The following is a 15519-nucleotide window of genomic DNA, read 5'->3' on the forward strand; positions in this document are numbered from 1 at the left end:
GATGCATCATGTTCACTGAGGGTCACGAGGCGACGTTCGAATATGCCTGCGGTACAGCTCCTTAGATCGCAGGGTCGCAGCGCCGGATGATGCGCCGAACACGATTCAAATTCTACCTCTGCGTCTGCTTCTTGTTGAAGCGGTTGTTCAGGCAGTTGGCTGGCGAACAATATTTTCGGTGTTTTGCGAAAGCCGATCCGTCCATGGCGCAACTCCCGGTGGGACATTGTCCGTTGTCGGAACTCATTTTGGCTGCTGGACTGTGCCCCTGGGACCTCGCCTCGACCGCAAGCACCAGCGGAGACATAACGATTAAAGCAACTGCAAGAATCCTCGACATTTTCTGCTCCCTCGATCTGTCAAGCTGAAGCGAGTTCGAAACGCGACTGCCGCGACAACAGCGTAACCACAAGCAACTCTCGTTGCTTCTTCGTCTGCCTTGGCGATTCAGCACGTCGGCCGCCGACTGCACCAGATCTTGGCTCTTTCCGGATCCATCTGCTGAATAGCTCTTGCATAACATCCCGTGATCGGGCCCATGCATTTCTGGTAGGTGCCGTTAGATAGAGCCGCATCCGCACGAGCGACGGCGGAGGACGAAGAAGGTCTTGCTTCGCGCTGCGGCACCTCTGGCTTGCTCTTTGCCACAGGCGATGCTCCCTTCTTCTCGCACTCGTTCTCTTCGTTCAGGACATAACCCTTGCGGCAGGTGATTTTCGTGCAGCGGTCCCCCTCTGCGCGGTAACCGTTCTCGCAAATCAGCGGACATATTCGCCCGCTCTTGTTCTTGACAGCGTCCAGAGCGTCGGTCGTGGCGACGCTCACATTCAGTTTCATGCCAGCGTGCTTGTTGAAGAGGTCGAGGGCTTTCCGAGAGGGCTCATCCCAAACGCCGTCTACAACGCCCACATTGCACCCGACACGGCGCAGCTCGGCTTGCAGCGCGCGAGCTGTATCCACATTCATCTGCTCCGCCTCGACGGAAGGTGGTAGAGCAGCGACCTGCTGGTTCTTGTCTCGCAAGGCCTTGTCTCGAAGTGCCTGCTCCTGGGCTGCCTTCTCCTGGGCTGCCAGACGAGCTCGCTCAGCGGCAGCAGCCTTGTCTTGTTCGATTTGCTTGACCTTCTCGGCAGCGATGCGGGCCTCTTCAGCAGCCTTGGCGGCCGCGGCTGCTTTTTCAATCTCGAACTGTCTTGCACCTTCCGCGGCGAGTCGAGCCCTCTCCTGCTCCGCAAGCCTCGCCTTTTCGGCTGCAGCTGCCCGCGCCTCCTCTGCAGCGATCTTCTTCTCGTGTGCCCTTGCAAGGTTGGCGTAGAAGCCATCCGGATATTGAGACAGAAAAGCTTCCCAGCCGTCGCGCGTCCCGAGTTGCAGCGCCAGCTCGTAGTCTCTCCGGATAGCCGTCTGAGGATCGCCCTGCGGTCCCGTCGCGGACGGCGCTGCCGGGACAAGCGACAGATCATCGCCTCCAAGCGAGCCGTAGAGATATGGCTCTTGCCTGTTGGCGGTAGACTTCAAGACTTCGTCGCGGACGTAACCAAAAGCCTTTCGAAGATCCAGACCGGGCCTGGTCACGTGGTGAACCATCGCCGCCGTGAACGGACTATTCTTGCCGTCACCGTCCAACGCCGTTGAACCTGCCTTTGATGCGAAGGCAATCAGGGTGTTCGGGTTTGCTGGTTCCACCTTTGCGAGGCCGCGTCCAATCGCCCTGGAGGCAAGTGTCCGCTTCATCGCCTTCGAGAACGGGCTGTCACGGCACGCGTCAAGAACCACCAGCCGCAACTTTTTCGCAGGCTCAATGGCTACCAACACCCGATCGAGCGACAATGCCTCGTCATAGATGTCGGTGTCGCGTTCGAGGACGGCATCGATCGGGACGAGATAGTTGACCCCATCAACCTCGATGCCATGACCGGCATAGTAGACGACCGCAACCTCGGCATCGCGGGACTGTTCGATGAAATCGCGCAGGGCCCGCCTCATATCGGCTACCTTCAGGTCAAGGCGCAGCTCGACAAGATCGAAGCCGGCAGCCTTCAAGGTGTCAGCCACGAGCGCTGCATCGCTGGAGGGATTGCCGAGCCGCGCGACCTTTTCATAAGCCGAGTTGCCGATGACAAGGGCCACGCGCTTCTCGGCAAACGCGGATCCCGCCCCTAGTCCAACAATCCATAAAGCCAATAAGATTCTTCGAAATAGAGCCATTGCCAGCCTCAGGCTGCTTCGAAGACTACCTACATGTCTTTAAAGTTGCAACGGCTCTGTGATCGCCGTCACTCGACCTGGGATGAGGACCTACCATCGGCTGGTCAGGTAACAGCTAGTTCTTGGGAAGAGTCTTCCAAGGCTACGCAACGCAGCCGTCTAGCTTTTCGGAGCAGACATCGCGACGTAAGAGCACCCTTAATTCACACCGCGCGAGCCGGCGAGCAGGCGCAGCACGATCGCAAACAGCTCGCCCTGCGAGGAGATGCCGAGCCGCTCATAAGCGCGCTTGCGGTAGGTCAGCGTCGAATGCAGGCTGATGCCGAGCGCTTGTGAGATCGCCTCGGAGCTGAAGCCTGCGAGGATGCGGCGGCAGACCTCCTGCTCGCGCGGCGTCAGCGCGGCGAGCGGCCGGCGGGTGGCGAACAAGGCAGCGAGGGACTGGTCCGGCGTTGCATTCTCCTGGAAATGCCGCGCGACACTTGCCGCGATCGCCGGTGCGATTGCCTCAAGCCGCTCACGCTGCACGGCACTGAAGCGGCCCTGCGCGGCGATGCGATAAAAGTTGACGTAGAAGCAGGTGTCGCCGGTCCAGATCGCGGTCGCGCATTTGTCGACGATGCCGGAATCCTGGAAGAAGATCTTGCGGTAACGTGCGCCGTACATGCGCGGCGCGAACGCCGGCAGCATGATCGGCGCCCCGCCCTCGCCTTCGAACATCGCGTCGCGGTTGGGATCGGATTCGTGGAACTGGCCGGCATAGGCCGCGCCGAGATCGCCGCCGATCGGAATGTTGCCGGCATCGAGCAGACAGCGCGCGGCACCGGCCCGGCTCAGCGCGAACACCATGCAATGTCCGACATCGGCCTGCCGGCGCAGCGTGTCGATCAGGACTTTGCGGAAATCGGAGCGGCCGATGGCGAGCACCGCGGACGTAACATCGCCCGCCGACGGATTTGTGGGCACCGCCTGAGACCGCATCGTTTCCTCCGCAAGACATTGTTTGCGGGAGGATAGCAGCAAGGCGATTTCCGCGAAAGGCAGAGAGGCCAGCGTCTGCGGACACGGGCCGCAATCACACCCCGGGGGAATTGACGTCCAGACGCGCCAGGACTGCCACGGGGCATCCACGGACGTCGATACCTGCTCGACGGATTCCGCTTCACCAGTCCAAGTCTACCTAGGTATGCCCCCTTCATACCCGTGCGCAATGGCGGCAACCGAATGCTGGTGCTACCAACAAATCCGGAGTGAGAGCAACGGAACCGGTCCCGCGAGCCGGCAGTTGCGGAGCAAGGTCGGCGGCGTAACGCCCGCCGGCTTTTCTCGACCTTAAGGTCGTCGTTTACGCATGGTCTTTCCGGAAAACCGCTTCGCACTTTGCGCTAACGCGGCACTTCGGGTCCGGATCATGCTTTAGCGGCGCGTTGCCGCTCAGTTGGTGTCTACTGCCACACCTGGCCGCAGAGAACACGCCATGAGAAACATCGCCGATCTCCTCATGCGGTTCTGGCAAGGAAGCCAGTCCGCATCCGATACTCAGCTTGCGGCTGTTGCCGAAAACCGGGATCGATCCAGCATGGCTGATTTCGTCCGGATCCTGCAGTCCTACGATCAAGACCAGCACGGCAGCAGTTAGGGCGACCGCGTCAGTCCGTGATACGATTGTCCGAGCGGACAAAGCTCCGGACTTGAGCCCGCGTCCAGCCTTCTAAGTCTGCCATATCCGTTGCGGGTCAGAAGCCGTCCCGGCTGAGGCGGTCAATTCGTCCAGGACTTGTCAATTCGTCCAAGACTTGCACGACCTCTTCCGCGCGGGATGTTCAGCCCACCGGTCCCAGTGTCCAATCGTCCCCTGAAAGCGGGCTGACTCTTACGTCCTTGATGACTCCGCGCTCCAGGCTGGGATCGAAATGGCGCATCGTGCGCTCGTTAAAGTCGATGATGCGGCCGGGCCTGAGTGGCCCCACGTCATTGATCTTGACGATGACCTTCTTGCCTGCGGCCTCAACGAGGGCAAACTTCGGTCTCACACCGAATTGGACCCCACCGAATTTCCGACGCAGACCCGTCTTGATGGCCGCCGTCCAGGCAGAGGGATCATAACGCTCGCCGGATGCTGTGCGCGGACCTCCCTCCTCCTTGCCGGGCTTGAATGGATTGTACATGGATGCAGCGCCGACGACCGCATCCCCGGAGGCGGCATCGACGACGGCGTTTGAGTAGACCCCGCGCGTTTCACATCTAGCAACGGTAACAGACACGGCAAGCGCAACCAGGGCGCCGCAAAGTGCGGCGCTCGAGCGGAACAGCATCATAACTCCTGTGATTTTTTCGTCGTCCGGTTCCCGGCACCCGCAAACAGGGCAAGCGAACGCGAGAGCGTTCATGAGGCTTGCGCCGATGTTTTGCGGATTCGAGCCAACCCCTTGGCTATGGAACCGTCGTGTGAACCAGGGTGGTTCCCACGTAGTGTTTTAAGTTGTCACCGACTAAGACAGAGAATGCGTCAGCAACATGACTGAGCGGCCTTCGCGAACTTCCAGGTTCCGCCGCGAGGAACGATCGGCATCGCACCCGCTTTATTCTCCAGATCTTCGGAGTTTGATCAGCCGTTTGCGCCATCCTGGCCGACAGATCGAAGAAGCAATCCATGCGCATCCTTCTCGTTGGAGGTACGGGGCTTATCGGATCGGCAATCCATGCGAGGCTGTCCGCCGAAGGGCATGAATGCGTATTGGTCTCGCGTCATCCGGTGACGTCACCCGATAGACATCACGTCACCCTCGATATTGCTCGGACCACCGACGCTTCGAAATGGAAGAGCCTTCTTGCAGGCGCCGATGCCGTCATCAATGCGGCGGGTGCCCTGCAGGGACAGGACATGCAAGGCGTTCATGTCGCCGGCAGCGCGGCGCTTTATGCGGCCTGTGAAAGCATGGGCGTCCGCCGTGTCATCCTGTTCTCGGCGATCGGCATCGATCGCGATGCCCGCACCGATTTTTCGCGCAGCAAGCGGGACGGCGAAGCTGTCTTGATGGCGCGTGACCTCGACTGGGTCGTGCTGCGGCCTTCCGTCGTGGTGGGCCGGCCCGCCTATGGCGGCAGCGCGCTGTTGCGAGGTCTGGCGTCACTCCCGATCCTACCCGTCATGCCCGACACGGCGGCTATTCAACCCGTGCATCTCGACGACGTGGTTGAGACAGTGGTGTTCTTCCTGCGACCGGGTGCTCCCTCCCGCGTCGCGCTTGATCTGGCCGGTCCAAAGCGGATCGCCTTCAGCGACGCGGTCGCGCTGTTTCGCTCCTGGCTGCGCTGGCGGGCTGCTTACCGCCTGCACCTGCCGTCCTGGGTGGCTTCAGCCGCTTATCGCGTCGGCGACGCTGCGCAGATGCTGGGCTGGAGAACGCCCGTCAACTCGACGGCACAGGCCGAGATGCGGCGCGGCGCGACCGGCGACCCTGAGCCCTGGCGTCAAGTGACCGGCATGAGGCCGCGCGCTCTCGAGGTCGCGCTCGCACGTGAGCCCGCCTCGGTGCAGGAACGCTGGTTTGCGCCGCTGTATGCGCTCAAGCCGCTGATCTTCGGCGTCTTCGGCACGTTCTGGATCGCCACAGGCATCATCTCGCTGAGCGCAGGCTGGAACATTGGCATGTCGTTGCTGCGGGAAGGCGGGTTGCAAGAGAACGTCGCGGCGCTCACCGTCACCGCCGGCGCGCTCGCAGACATCGTCATCGGCCTCGCCATCCTCTGGCGGCCTCTGAGCCGCTACGGGCTGTGGGCAGCACTGATTATCTCGCTCACCTATGCCGTGATCGGCACGGCGCTGGTTCCCCGCCTGTGGGCCGATCCGCTGGGACCGATGCTGAAGATCTGGCCGGTCATCATGCTCAATCTGGTTGCCATGGCGATCCGGGAAGATCGCTGATGCTCTATTTCCTGGTCAAGATGGTGCACATCGTCGGTGCTGCAGTCCTGCTCGGCACCGGTGCCGGCATCGCTTTTTTCATGCTGGCGGCGCATCTGCGCGGCGACCCGCGCGAGATCGCGGGAGTCGCGCGGACGGTGGTGCTGGCCGACTTCCTGTTCACGGCGAGTGCCGTGATCCTGCAGCCGATCACCGGCACATGGCTCGCCTGGTCGAGTGGGTATTCCCTTGGCGACGGCTGGGTTGCGGCGTCCATCGCACTCTATCTGGTGACCGGCGCCTTCTGGCTGCCTGTGGTGTGGATGCAGAAGCAGATGCGCGATCTCGCCGTCGCAGCGGTTGCGAGCAACACCAAGCTGCCTGCCCGGTATCACCATCTCTTCCGATGGTGGTTCGCCTTCGGCTTTCCGGCGTTCGCAGCCGTGCTGATGATCTTCTGGCTGATGATCGCCCGCCCGGCCATTCCATATTGGGACTAGGTTCGCGCGTCTATCCCGCCGCCCTCACTGGTGCGACATTGATGGCGAGCTTGCCGTAGCGATCCGTAAAGGCTTCGGTGTCGATCTCTTCCAGCGTGATCTCGCCGCTCATCACCCCCTGCTTCCATGCCGCCTGCGCCGGATCGTCCTGGAACTCGGGCATCACCTCGCGGCTGAACAGCTCGAGCGATTCGCAGATGTGCTCGTGGCTGTTCTTGCCGGCCTGGTTGAGCAGGATCACCTGGTCGATATGCGAGGACTGGAAGCGCTTCAGCTTCCTGCGGATGGTCTCGGGCGAGCCGATCAGGCCGCCGCGCAGCGCCGCCTCCTGGGCTTGCGGATTGTCGCGCTTCCACTTGTTGTACTCGTCCCACATGTTGACGGTGTAGGGCGCGGGACGCTGGCGGCTCTGCGAGGCGCCGTAGAAGCGCAGCGCGAACTGGAAGAAGGTGGCGCCGTCGGCGCGGGCGCGCGCCTCCTCGTCCGTCTTCGCGCACATGAAGAACGACACCAGCGCCATGTTCGGATTGATCTCATAGTCGGCCAGCTTGTGCAGGCGCTTGGTCATGGCATTGTAATAGGCGTGCACCCAGGCGTGCGCAGCATCCGCGCTGACGAACTGAAAGCCGAGCGCGCCAAAGCCGTGACGGCCGGCGCGCTCGATGGTCGGCAGCTGCGAGCAGGCCATCCACAGCGGCGGGTGCGGCTTCTGCACCGGCTTGGGCACGACGTTGCGCAACGGGATGTCGAAGTACTTGCCGTGGTACTCGCTGCCGGCATCCCTGAACATCGGGAAGATCGCGGCGACCGCCTCCTCGAACACCTCCTTCTTGGTCTCCATGTCGCGGCCGAACGGCTCCAGCTCGGTGATGGACGCGCTCTCGCCCATGCCGAATTCGCAGCGGCCGTTGCTGAGCAGATCGAGCACGGCGACACGCTCGGCGACGCGCGCCGGGTGATTGGTGGTGAGCTGGAGAATGCCGTGGCCGAGCCTGATCTTCTTGGTGCGCTGGCTGGCCGCGGCGAGGAAGGATTCCGGCGAAGGCGAGTGGGAATATTCTTCGAGGAAGTGATGCTCGACCACCCAGGCGTGGTCGTACCCGAGCTTGTCGGCGAGCTCCATCTGCGAGAGCGCGTTCTGGTAGAGCCTGAGCTCGTCGCCGGCCACCCAGGGCCGTGGCAATTGCAGCTCGTAGAAGATGCCGAACTTCATGGCGTCGCTCTCCCGCTTATTCTTGTTGAGCTCATCTTAAAGCGTGAGGCGAAGCTGTCTACGGAGTGGCAATTCCGCCGCGCGGGAGAATGATTTCGCCGCCCGGCGTGCGAAGCGGGGCTGGTCGCCCCCGGCGCTGCGACATCCGCGCAAGTCGATAGGTTGATCCAGATCAACGCCGTGGCGGCCCGGATGGATCAGAAGTGCAGTAAGGCAACGGCCCGGATGCCGTCCCGATTCCCCATCTCATCCCCGAAGAGACCGAATATGTCGGCCCCTGACGACACGACGTCGCGCGTGCGCCGTAAGCGCATGGAGATTTTTGCGTTCCTGTTCCTGACCGCGGTCGTGATGCCCGTCCTCGCGGTCGGGACGGTCGGCTCCTATGGGCTCGGCGTCTGGATCTATCAGATGTTCACCGGCCCTCCCGGCCCGCCAACCTCCGCGCATTGATCATTCGAAAAGCGAAAGACAGGCATCATGGCCCAAGCCACAGCCAATCAAGCCACACTGAACAGAACCACACTCAACCGCCGCGCACTGATCACCGGCCGCGTGCTCAGCGCCGACCGCATCGTGTCGCCGCCGGGCGCCGAGATCGCCAGCATCATCGTGCAGGCGCGTCCCGAGCGCCTCGCCGAGGTCGAAGCCGAGATCACGGCGCTGCCCGGCTGCGAGATTCACGGCCGTGACGCGCGCGGAAAACTCGTCGTGGTCACCGAAGCGCCCGATGCCGGCAGCCTCGGCACCTTGCTCAACACCATCCAGTCGCTGCAACACGTCTATTCCGCGGCGCTGGTCTTCCACGCCATCGAAACCGCGTGAGTCAGGAAGAGCCATCATGACATCGCCGAAGCTCGACCGCCGCCAGATGCTGAAGCTCGAGGCCGCCGCGATCGCCGCGGCCGCCGCCGGCCTCCCGGCGCCGGCGCTCGCCGCCAACCTCGCCGCCGAGCGCGAAGTGAGCGAATTGAAATGGGACAAGGCCGCCTGCCGCTTCTGCGGCACCGGCTGCTCGGTGATGGTCGCGACCAAGGACAATCGCGTCGTCGCCACCCACGGCGACATCAAGGCCGAGGTCAATCGCGGCCTCAACTGCGTCAAGGGCTACTTCCTCTCCAAGATCATGTACGGCCATGACCGCCTGACCCAGCCGATGCTGCGCAAGACGGGCGGCAAATACGACAAGAACGGCGAGTTCACGCCCGTATCCTGGACTGAAGCCTTCGACATCATGGAGCTGAAGTGGAAGGAGGCGATCAAGAAGCGCGGGCCGAACGGCGTCGCCATGTTCGGCTCCGGCCAGTGGACGATCTGGGAAGGCTATGCGGCGTCAAAGCTGTTCAAGGCCGGCTTCCGCACCAACAACATCGACCCCAATGCGCGGCACTGCATGGCCTCCGCGGTCGCCGGCATGATGCGCACCTTCGGCATCGACGAGCCGGCCGGCTGCTACGACGACATCGAGGCCACCGACGCCTTCGTGCTGTGGGGCTCCAACATGGCGGAGATGCACCCGATTCTGTGGTCGCGCATCGCAGACCGCCGGCTGTCCGCGCCTCACGTGCGCGTCGCCGTGCTCTCCACCTTCGAGCACCGCTCGTTCGACCTTGCCGACATCGGCATGGTGTTCGTGCCGCAGACCGATCTCTACATCCTCAACGCCATCGCCAACCACATCATCACGACCGGCCGCGTCAACAAGGATTTTGTCAACGCCCATACCATCTTCAGGCGCGGGCAGACCGATATCGGCTATGGCCTGCGGCCCGAGCATCCGCTGCAGAAGAAGGCGACAGGCGCAGCAAAGGCCAACGACTCCACCGATATGAGCTATGACGAATACGTCAAGTTCGTCTCGGATTACACGCTGGAGAAGGCTGCAAAAATGTCCGGCGTGCCACTCAATCGCCTTGAGGCGCTCGCCGAGCTCTATGCCGATCCCAAGACCAAGGTGGTCTCGTTCTGGACCATGGGATTCAACCAGCACACCCGCGGCGTCTGGGCCAACAACCTCGTCTACAACATCCATCTTCTGACCGGAAAGATCTCCTCGCCCGGCAACAGCCCGTTCTCGCTGACCGGCCAGCCCTCGGCCTGCGGCACCGCGCGCGAGGTCGGCACTTTCTCGCACCGCCTGCCCGCCGACATGGTCGTGACCAACAAGGCGCATCGCGATCACGCCGAGCACATCTGGCAGCTTCCGGAAGGCACGATTCCCGACAAGAACGGCGCCCACGCCGTGCTGCAGAGCCGCATGCTGAAGGACGGCCTGATCAACGCCTATTGGGTGCAGGTCAACAACAACCTCCAGGCCGGTCCCAACGTCAACGAGGAGACCTATCCGGGCTTCCGCAACCCCGAGAATTTCATCGTGGTCTCGGATGCCTATCCGACCGTGACGGCGCTCGCCGCCGATCTGATCCTGCCCACCGCGATGTGGGTCGAGAAGGAAGGCGCTTACGGCAATGCCGAGCGGCGCACGCAGTTCTGGCACCAGCTGGTCACCGCGCCCGGCGAGGCCAAGTCCGACCTGTGGCAGCTCATGGAGTTCTCCAAGCGCTTCAAGGTTGAAGAGGTCTGGCCCGAGGAGCTGATCGCCAAGAAGCCGGAATATCGCGGCAAGACGCTGTTCGACGTGCTCTACAAGAACGGCCAGGTCGACAAGTTTCCGACGTCGGAGATCGAGGCCGGATACTCCAACGAGGAAGCCAAGGCATTCGGATTCTACGTGCAAAAGGGCCTGTTCGAGGAATATGCCCAGTTCGGCCGCGGCCATGGCCACGACCTCGCGCCGTTCGACACCTATCACCGGGAGCGCGGCCTGCGCTGGCCCGTCGTCAACGGCCAGGAGACGAAGTGGCGCTTCCGCGAGGGCAGCGATCCCTACGTCAAGCAGGGCACCGACGTGCAGTTCTACGGCTATCCCGACGGCAAGGCGCGCATCTTCGCGCTGCCTTACGAGCCGGCGGCGGAATCGCCCGACAACGAATATCCCTACTGGCTCTCGACCGGCCGCGTGCTGGAGCACTGGCATTCCGGCACCATGACGCGCCGCGTGCCCGAGCTCTACAAGGCGTTTCCCGAAGCCGTCTGCTTCATGCATCCGGACGACGCCCAGGACATGAAGCTGCGGCGCGGCGACGAAGTGAAGGTGGTCTCCCGCCGCGGTTTCATCCGCGCCCGCGTCGAGACGCGCGGTCGCGACCGGCCGCCGCGCGGCCTCGTGTTCGTGCCGTGGTTCGACGAATCCAAGCTGATCAACAAGGTGACGCTCGACGCCACCGATCCGATCTCGCTGCAGACCGATTTCAAGAAATGCGCCGTGCGCATCGAGCGGGTGAACATGTCATGATGAAACGATCCGCAATCATCCTGCTCGCCTTCGCGATCGCAGCGGGCACGAGTTCGCTGACGGCGCAGACCGTGACCTCCGGCCTGCGCGGCCCGACCCCGCTCAACGACGAGGGCCCGGCGCCGCCGATGCTGCCGAACCGCAACACCTCCGAGAAGGAGGTGCGCAACTATCCGGAGCAGCCGCCCGTCATCCCGCACAATATCGACGGCTATCAGGTCGATCTCAACGGCAACAAATGCCTGTCCTGCCATGCACGGGCGCGCACGGCCGAGTCGCAGGCGCCGATGGTCTCGATCACGCACTTCATGGACCGTGATGGCCAGTTCCTCGGCTCGGTTTCGCCGCGCCGCTTCTTCTGCACCGAATGCCACGTGCCGCAGAACACCGCCAATCCGCCCGTCAGCAACGATTTCACCGACATCGACACGCTGCTGTCGCGCGCAAGTCCGGGTGGCCGGCGATGACGACGACTGCTGACGAGCCCGATGCGGAGCTGAAAGCCAAGCGCGGCTTCATCGCGCGAAGCTGGGATTTCGTGCGCGAGCTCTGGGGCGTGCTGACGCGGCCGAGCTCGGTGTTCGCGCTCGGCACGCTGGTGCTGGCCGGTTTCGTGGCTGGCGTGATCTTCTGGGGCGGCTTCAACACCGCGCTGGAAATCACCAATACCGAGAAGTTCTGCACCGGCTGTCACGAGATGAAGGACAACGTCTTCTCCGAGCTGAAGTCGACCATCCACTTCACCAACCGTTCCGGCGTGCGCGCCACCTGCCCGGACTGCCACGTCCCGCACAACTGGACCGACAAGATCGCGCGCAAGATGCAGGCCTCCAAGGAGGTCTGGGGCAAGATTTTCGGCACGATCGATACACGGGAGAAATTCCTGGATCACCGGCTCGAGCTCGCCGCGCATGAATGGGCGCGCTTCAAGGCCAATGATTCCCTGGAATGCCGCAACTGCCACAGCGCCGATTCCATGGACATCACCAAACAGTCGCCGCGGGCCTCGGTGGCGCACCAGCGCTTCCTGTTCACCAAGGAAAAGACCTGCATCGACTGCCACAAGGGCATCGCCCACCAGCTGCCCGACATGCGCGGCGTTCCCGGCTGGCAGTAAGGTAGCCATGCCCCGCTTGAATGGCCGGGGCGAATGGTTAGTTTTGGGGGAAGGCGAATCGCCTCATTCGCCACTCCCTCAAGACAGACATGGCCACTTTCACTCCGCATCAGGATGCCGCTCTGAAGGCCGTCGGCGACTGGCTCAAGGCCAAGCCGGGCCGGGGCGGCACGCCGCCGATCTTCCGCCTGTTCGGCTTCGCCGGCACCGGCAAGACCACGCTGGCGCGGCACATCGCCGATGGCGTCGATGGCGAGGTGAAGTTCGCCGCCTTCACCGGCAAGGCTGCGCTGGTCATGCGCAACAAGGGCTGCGACGGCGCCTCCACCATCCACTCGCTGATCTACCGTGCCCGTGAATCCGGCGAGGAGCAGCCGAGTTTCGAGCTGTGGGACGACGCGCCGGCCTCGAAGGCGAAGCTGATCGTGATCGACGAATGCTCGATGGTCGACGCCGAACTGGGCCGCGACCTGATGTCGTTCGACTGTCCGCTGCTGGTGCTGGGCGATCCCGCGCAGCTGCCGCCGATCCAGGGCGGCGGCTTCTTCACCAATTCAGAGCCGGACGCGATGCTGACCGAGGTGCACCGCCAGGCCCAGGACGATCCGATCGTGCGGATGTCGATGGATGTCCGCGAGGGCCGCGAGCTCGATATCGGCCGCTACGGCGAGAGCGAGGTCGTCTCGCGCAAGGAGCTCGATCCCGACCGCGTCATGGGCGCCGACCAGATCCTGGTCGGCCGCAACAACACGCGCCGCGCCTACAACATGCGGGTGCGCCAGCGCCAGAACATCGAGGACACCTTTCCAGTCGCCGGCGACAAGCTGGTGTGCCTGCGCAACAACCGCAAGAAGGGCCTGTTCAACGGCGGCCTGTGGCGCGTGAAGTCGCGCAACACCTCGCGCTCGAAATCGCGCATCCTGTCGATGCGACTGTCGCCGGACGAGGATTTCGGCCACAAGGTGACCAAGGTCTCGGTGCGCGCCGATTGCTTCGAGGGCGGCATCGAGCAGATCGCCTGGGAGCAGCGCAAGCCTTACGACGAGTTCGACTATGGCTACGTGCTGACCGTGCACAAGTCGCAGGGCTCGCAATGGGACGACGTCGTGCTGTTCGACGAGAGCTTTGCGTTTGGGGATAGCCGGGCGCGGTGGCTGTACACGGGGATTACGCGGGCGGCGAAAAGGCTGAGCATCGTCATTTGAATCTCCGCTGCCGTAGGGTGGGTTAGCCGAAGGCGTAACCCACCTCTTTAGTCTCCGCAGCGACAGAGGTGGTGGGTTACGCCGAGCGATTGCGCTTCGCGCAATCGCAGGGCTAACCCACCCTACGAATCCGAGCTCGCCTCACTTCCCCGCGACGAAGTAGAAATCCTCCCGGCCCGGGGGCGAGCCGTAGGTGAACGGCTGCTGCGCGTGCCGGGTCGCGGCCCAGACGTCGTCGCGGATGATGTCGAACAATTTTCTGATCTCGACGCGCGGCTGCTTGATCTCGCGCGCCAGCGCAGTGGCAAACGGGCTGTTGGCACTGCCGTCGCCGTCCATCGCGGTCTCGCCATGCTTGGCGGCGTAGACCACCATGAAGCCGGCGCCGGGCTCGATGTTGGAAAAGCCCTTGTCGACCAGCTTCAGCGCCAGCGTGCGCTGCATGGTCGGCGCGAACGGATTGTCGCGGCAGGCATCGAGCACCACAAGACGCATTTTTCGCGCGGCACCGACTGCGGCGATCACCTGCTCGAGCGCGACCGCTTGCGTCTCGGCGTCCTTGTCGGCGGCGAGCTTTGCGTCGACCGGAACGAGATAGTTCACCCCGCCGATCTCGAAGCCGTGGCCGGCGTAATAGACCACGGCCCAGTCGGCCTTCTCCGCTTCCTCCGCGAAGGCCTTCAGCGCGTCAAAGAACTTGTCGCGAGTGAGGTCGCTGACCGATATCACGGTCTGGAAACCGACGTCGCGCAGCACGCCAGCGATCAATTTCGAATCTCGTGGCGGATTGGGCAAGGCGTGGACATTCTTGTAAGCACCGTTGCCGATCACCAGCGCGACGCGGCGACCGGTGGGCGCGGCTCCCGGCGCCTGCGGCGTCAGGGCGGCGAGCCGCTCCTGCGCGATGGCGCGGGCGCGGGCGACCTCCGTCTCGTCGAACCTCGTCAGCGAATAGGCCGCGGCGCGATAATCGGCGCGGGCCTGCGCGAGATCCTTCCGGCGCTCGTAGATCTGGCCGCGGCCGGAATGGGCGCGGACATTGTTCGGATTGATCTGGATGGCCGTGTTGTAGTCCTTCAGCGCGGCATCAAAGTCGCCCTTCATCATGTTGACGTCAGCGCGGTTGTTGATCGCGAACACGTTCTTCGGCTGCTTCTCGATCAGGCCGTTGCAGTCGGCCAGGGCGCGGTCGAACTTGCCCATCATGCCGTAAGTGACACAGCGATTGCCGGCGATCTGCGGCGCGGCCGGATCGATCTTCTCGGCCTCGGCGAAATCCGCAATCGCGCCGTCGAAATCCTTCATCAGCGTTCGCGCGCGGGCGCGATTGGTCCAGGCGAGCAGGAACTTCGGCGTGTATTTGATCGACAGGCTGAAATCGTCGATCGCACTCTGCAGCGCGCCGCGGCGTGCGTAGATGACGCCGCGGTTGTTGTAGGGAACGCCGTAGGCCGGACGCTTCTGGAGCGCGAGGTTGTAGTCGGCCATCGCGAGGTCGTCCTGCCCGCTGCGTTCATAGGCGAGGCCGCGCAGGTTGCGCGCAACGACGTTGTCCGGATCGAGATCGATGGCCATGGACAGCGTCTCGATCGCATGGACATGGTCGCGCTTGTTGAGCAGGATATTGCCGCGCACGGACAGCGCGATCGCCTTGTCCTTGCCGGTGAGACGGTCGGCGTTCAGCAGATTGCCGCAGGCGGCGGCGCGAGCCTGTATCTCCGCCTGGCGGTCGCGGCAAAGGGCGAGATCGTCGCCGGTTTGGGGATCGGCCGCGGCAGTCGAAATAAAGGCGGCCAGAGCGGCGAGGGTCAGGGAAACGACGCGCAGCATGTTGTCAGGTCAGCTCCAGCCACCATTTCGTAATGGTCGATCTTCGATCGCGCCGGTTCATCTAGCGCGGAGTTCCGCATCCCGCCAAGTCAGGCTGCCCGCCCCGGCCGTCTTCACGGCCTCGTGTCCGTCATCTCGTAACAATCGCCGTCCCGGCCCGTATCTCGGATGATGCGAAAACGCG

The 15519-nt window shown here is 63.3% G+C and carries 14 protein-coding genes; 9 read left to right on the forward strand and 5 right to left on the reverse strand.

The window, feature by feature from the left end:
* Positions 1–447 precede the first annotated feature (447 nt).
* Positions 448–2208: a caspase family protein gene (locus tag ACVIIV_RS01755; RefSeq protein WP_456742630.1), complete on the reverse strand. Its 1761-nt coding sequence runs from the start codon at positions 2206–2208 to the stop codon at positions 448–450.
* Between the two features lie 198 nt (positions 2209–2406).
* A complete protein-coding gene (locus ACVIIV_RS01760) occupies positions 2407–3189 on the reverse strand; it encodes a helix-turn-helix transcriptional regulator (protein ID WP_456742631.1) in 783 nt (260 codons plus the stop codon).
* Positions 3190–3685: 496 nt separating this feature from the next.
* On the opposite strand from ACVIIV_RS01760, the gene ACVIIV_RS01765 reads away from it, so the two are divergent.
* Positions 3686–3847, forward strand: a complete 162-nt coding sequence (locus tag ACVIIV_RS01765; RefSeq protein ID WP_456742632.1) for a hypothetical protein — start codon at positions 3686–3688, stop codon at positions 3845–3847.
* Positions 3848–4031: 184 nt separating this feature from the next.
* On the opposite strand, the gene ACVIIV_RS01770 is transcribed toward ACVIIV_RS01765, so the two are convergent.
* Positions 4032–4526 (reverse strand): septal ring lytic transglycosylase RlpA family protein, encoded by a 495-nt coding sequence (locus ACVIIV_RS01770; RefSeq protein WP_456742633.1) that lies wholly within the window; start codon positions 4524–4526, stop codon positions 4032–4034.
* A 335-nt stretch (positions 4527–4861) separates the two neighbouring features.
* Here ACVIIV_RS01770 and ACVIIV_RS01775 point away from each other — a divergent pair, with 335 nt between their 5' ends.
* Both ACVIIV_RS01775 and ACVIIV_RS01780 read left to right on the forward strand, forming a co-directional pair.
* Positions 4862–6136, forward strand: a complete 1275-nt coding sequence (locus ACVIIV_RS01775) for an SDR family oxidoreductase (RefSeq protein ID WP_456742634.1) — start codon at positions 4862–4864, stop codon at positions 6134–6136.
* The gene (locus tag ACVIIV_RS01780; RefSeq protein WP_456742635.1) at positions 6136–6615 is read left to right on the forward strand and encodes a DUF2269 family protein; all 480 of its coding nucleotides are present in this window, start codon (positions 6136–6138) and stop codon (positions 6613–6615) included. The genes ACVIIV_RS01775 and ACVIIV_RS01780 overlap by 1 nt, the downstream gene beginning before the upstream one ends.
* 10 nt (positions 6616–6625) lie before the next feature.
* Here the strand turns inward: ACVIIV_RS01780 and ACVIIV_RS01785 are convergent, their stop codons facing one another.
* Entirely contained in the window at positions 6626–7828 is a 1203-nt protein-coding gene (locus ACVIIV_RS01785) for an LLM class flavin-dependent oxidoreductase (protein ID WP_456742636.1), read from the reverse strand.
* 267 nt (positions 7829–8095) lie between these two features.
* Between ACVIIV_RS01785 and napE the strand changes: the two genes are divergently transcribed.
* From napE to ACVIIV_RS01815, 6 genes are all read left to right on the forward strand, one after another.
* Positions 8096–8281, forward strand: coding sequence for a periplasmic nitrate reductase, NapE protein (napE, locus tag ACVIIV_RS01790; protein ID WP_456742637.1), 186 nt, complete (start codon positions 8096–8098; stop codon positions 8279–8281).
* 27 nt (positions 8282–8308) lie between these two features.
* Entirely contained in the window at positions 8309–8653 is a 345-nt protein-coding gene (locus tag ACVIIV_RS01795) for a chaperone NapD (RefSeq protein WP_456742638.1), read from the forward strand.
* Between the two features lie 16 nt (positions 8654–8669).
* A complete protein-coding gene (gene napA, locus ACVIIV_RS01800) occupies positions 8670–11183 on the forward strand; it encodes a nitrate reductase catalytic subunit NapA (RefSeq protein WP_456742639.1) in 2514 nt (837 codons plus the stop codon).
* On the forward strand, positions 11180–11650 hold the full coding sequence (locus ACVIIV_RS01805) for a nitrate reductase cytochrome c-type subunit (RefSeq protein ID WP_456742640.1): 471 nt from the start codon (positions 11180–11182) through the stop codon (positions 11648–11650). The genes napA and ACVIIV_RS01805 overlap by 4 nt, the downstream gene beginning before the upstream one ends.
* Positions 11647–12300 (forward strand): NapC/NirT family cytochrome c, encoded by a 654-nt coding sequence (locus ACVIIV_RS01810; protein ID WP_456742641.1) that lies wholly within the window; start codon positions 11647–11649, stop codon positions 12298–12300. The genes ACVIIV_RS01805 and ACVIIV_RS01810 overlap by 4 nt, the downstream gene beginning before the upstream one ends.
* Positions 12301–12389: 89 nt before the next feature.
* On the forward strand, positions 12390–13505 hold the full coding sequence (locus ACVIIV_RS01815; protein ID WP_456742642.1) for an ATP-dependent DNA helicase: 1116 nt from the start codon (positions 12390–12392) through the stop codon (positions 13503–13505).
* 141 nt (positions 13506–13646) lie between these two features.
* On the opposite strand, the gene ACVIIV_RS01820 is transcribed toward ACVIIV_RS01815, so the two are convergent.
* Positions 13647–15335, reverse strand: a complete 1689-nt coding sequence (locus ACVIIV_RS01820; protein ID WP_456742643.1) for a caspase family protein — start codon at positions 15333–15335, stop codon at positions 13647–13649.
* Between the last annotated feature and the right edge of the window lie 184 nt (positions 15336–15519).

The sequence above is a fragment of the Bradyrhizobium sp. USDA 4354 genome (assembly GCF_054060315.1).

What these genes read in the sequence shown, in the direction of transcription:
- ACVIIV_RS01755 (WP_456742630.1), bottom strand. Translation starts at nt 2,208, where the DNA reads ATGGCTCTATTTCGAAGAATCTTATTGGCTTTATGGATTGTTGGACTA.
- ACVIIV_RS01760 (WP_456742631.1), bottom strand. Translation starts at nt 3,189, where the DNA reads ATGCGGTCTCAGGCGGTGCCCACAAATCCGTCGGCGGGCGATGTTACG.
- ACVIIV_RS01765 (WP_456742632.1), top strand. Translation starts at nt 3,686, where the DNA reads ATGAGAAACATCGCCGATCTCCTCATGCGGTTCTGGCAAGGAAGCCAG.
- ACVIIV_RS01770 (WP_456742633.1), bottom strand. Translation starts at nt 4,526, where the DNA reads ATGATGCTGTTCCGCTCGAGCGCCGCACTTTGCGGCGCCCTGGTTGCG.
- ACVIIV_RS01775 (WP_456742634.1), top strand. Translation starts at nt 4,862, where the DNA reads ATGCGCATCCTTCTCGTTGGAGGTACGGGGCTTATCGGATCGGCAATC.
- ACVIIV_RS01780 (WP_456742635.1), top strand. Translation starts at nt 6,136, where the DNA reads ATGCTCTATTTCCTGGTCAAGATGGTGCACATCGTCGGTGCTGCAGTC.
- ACVIIV_RS01785 (WP_456742636.1), bottom strand. Translation starts at nt 7,828, where the DNA reads ATGAAGTTCGGCATCTTCTACGAGCTGCAATTGCCACGGCCCTGGGTG.
- napE (WP_456742637.1), top strand. Translation starts at nt 8,096, where the DNA reads ATGTCGGCCCCTGACGACACGACGTCGCGCGTGCGCCGTAAGCGCATG.
- ACVIIV_RS01795 (WP_456742638.1), top strand. Translation starts at nt 8,309, where the DNA reads ATGGCCCAAGCCACAGCCAATCAAGCCACACTGAACAGAACCACACTC.
- napA (WP_456742639.1), top strand. Translation starts at nt 8,670, where the DNA reads ATGACATCGCCGAAGCTCGACCGCCGCCAGATGCTGAAGCTCGAGGCC.
- ACVIIV_RS01805 (WP_456742640.1), top strand. Translation starts at nt 11,180, where the DNA reads ATGATGAAACGATCCGCAATCATCCTGCTCGCCTTCGCGATCGCAGCG.
- ACVIIV_RS01810 (WP_456742641.1), top strand. Translation starts at nt 11,647, where the DNA reads ATGACGACGACTGCTGACGAGCCCGATGCGGAGCTGAAAGCCAAGCGC.
- ACVIIV_RS01815 (WP_456742642.1), top strand. Translation starts at nt 12,390, where the DNA reads ATGGCCACTTTCACTCCGCATCAGGATGCCGCTCTGAAGGCCGTCGGC.
- ACVIIV_RS01820 (WP_456742643.1), bottom strand. Translation starts at nt 15,335, where the DNA reads ATGCTGCGCGTCGTTTCCCTGACCCTCGCCGCTCTGGCCGCCTTTATT.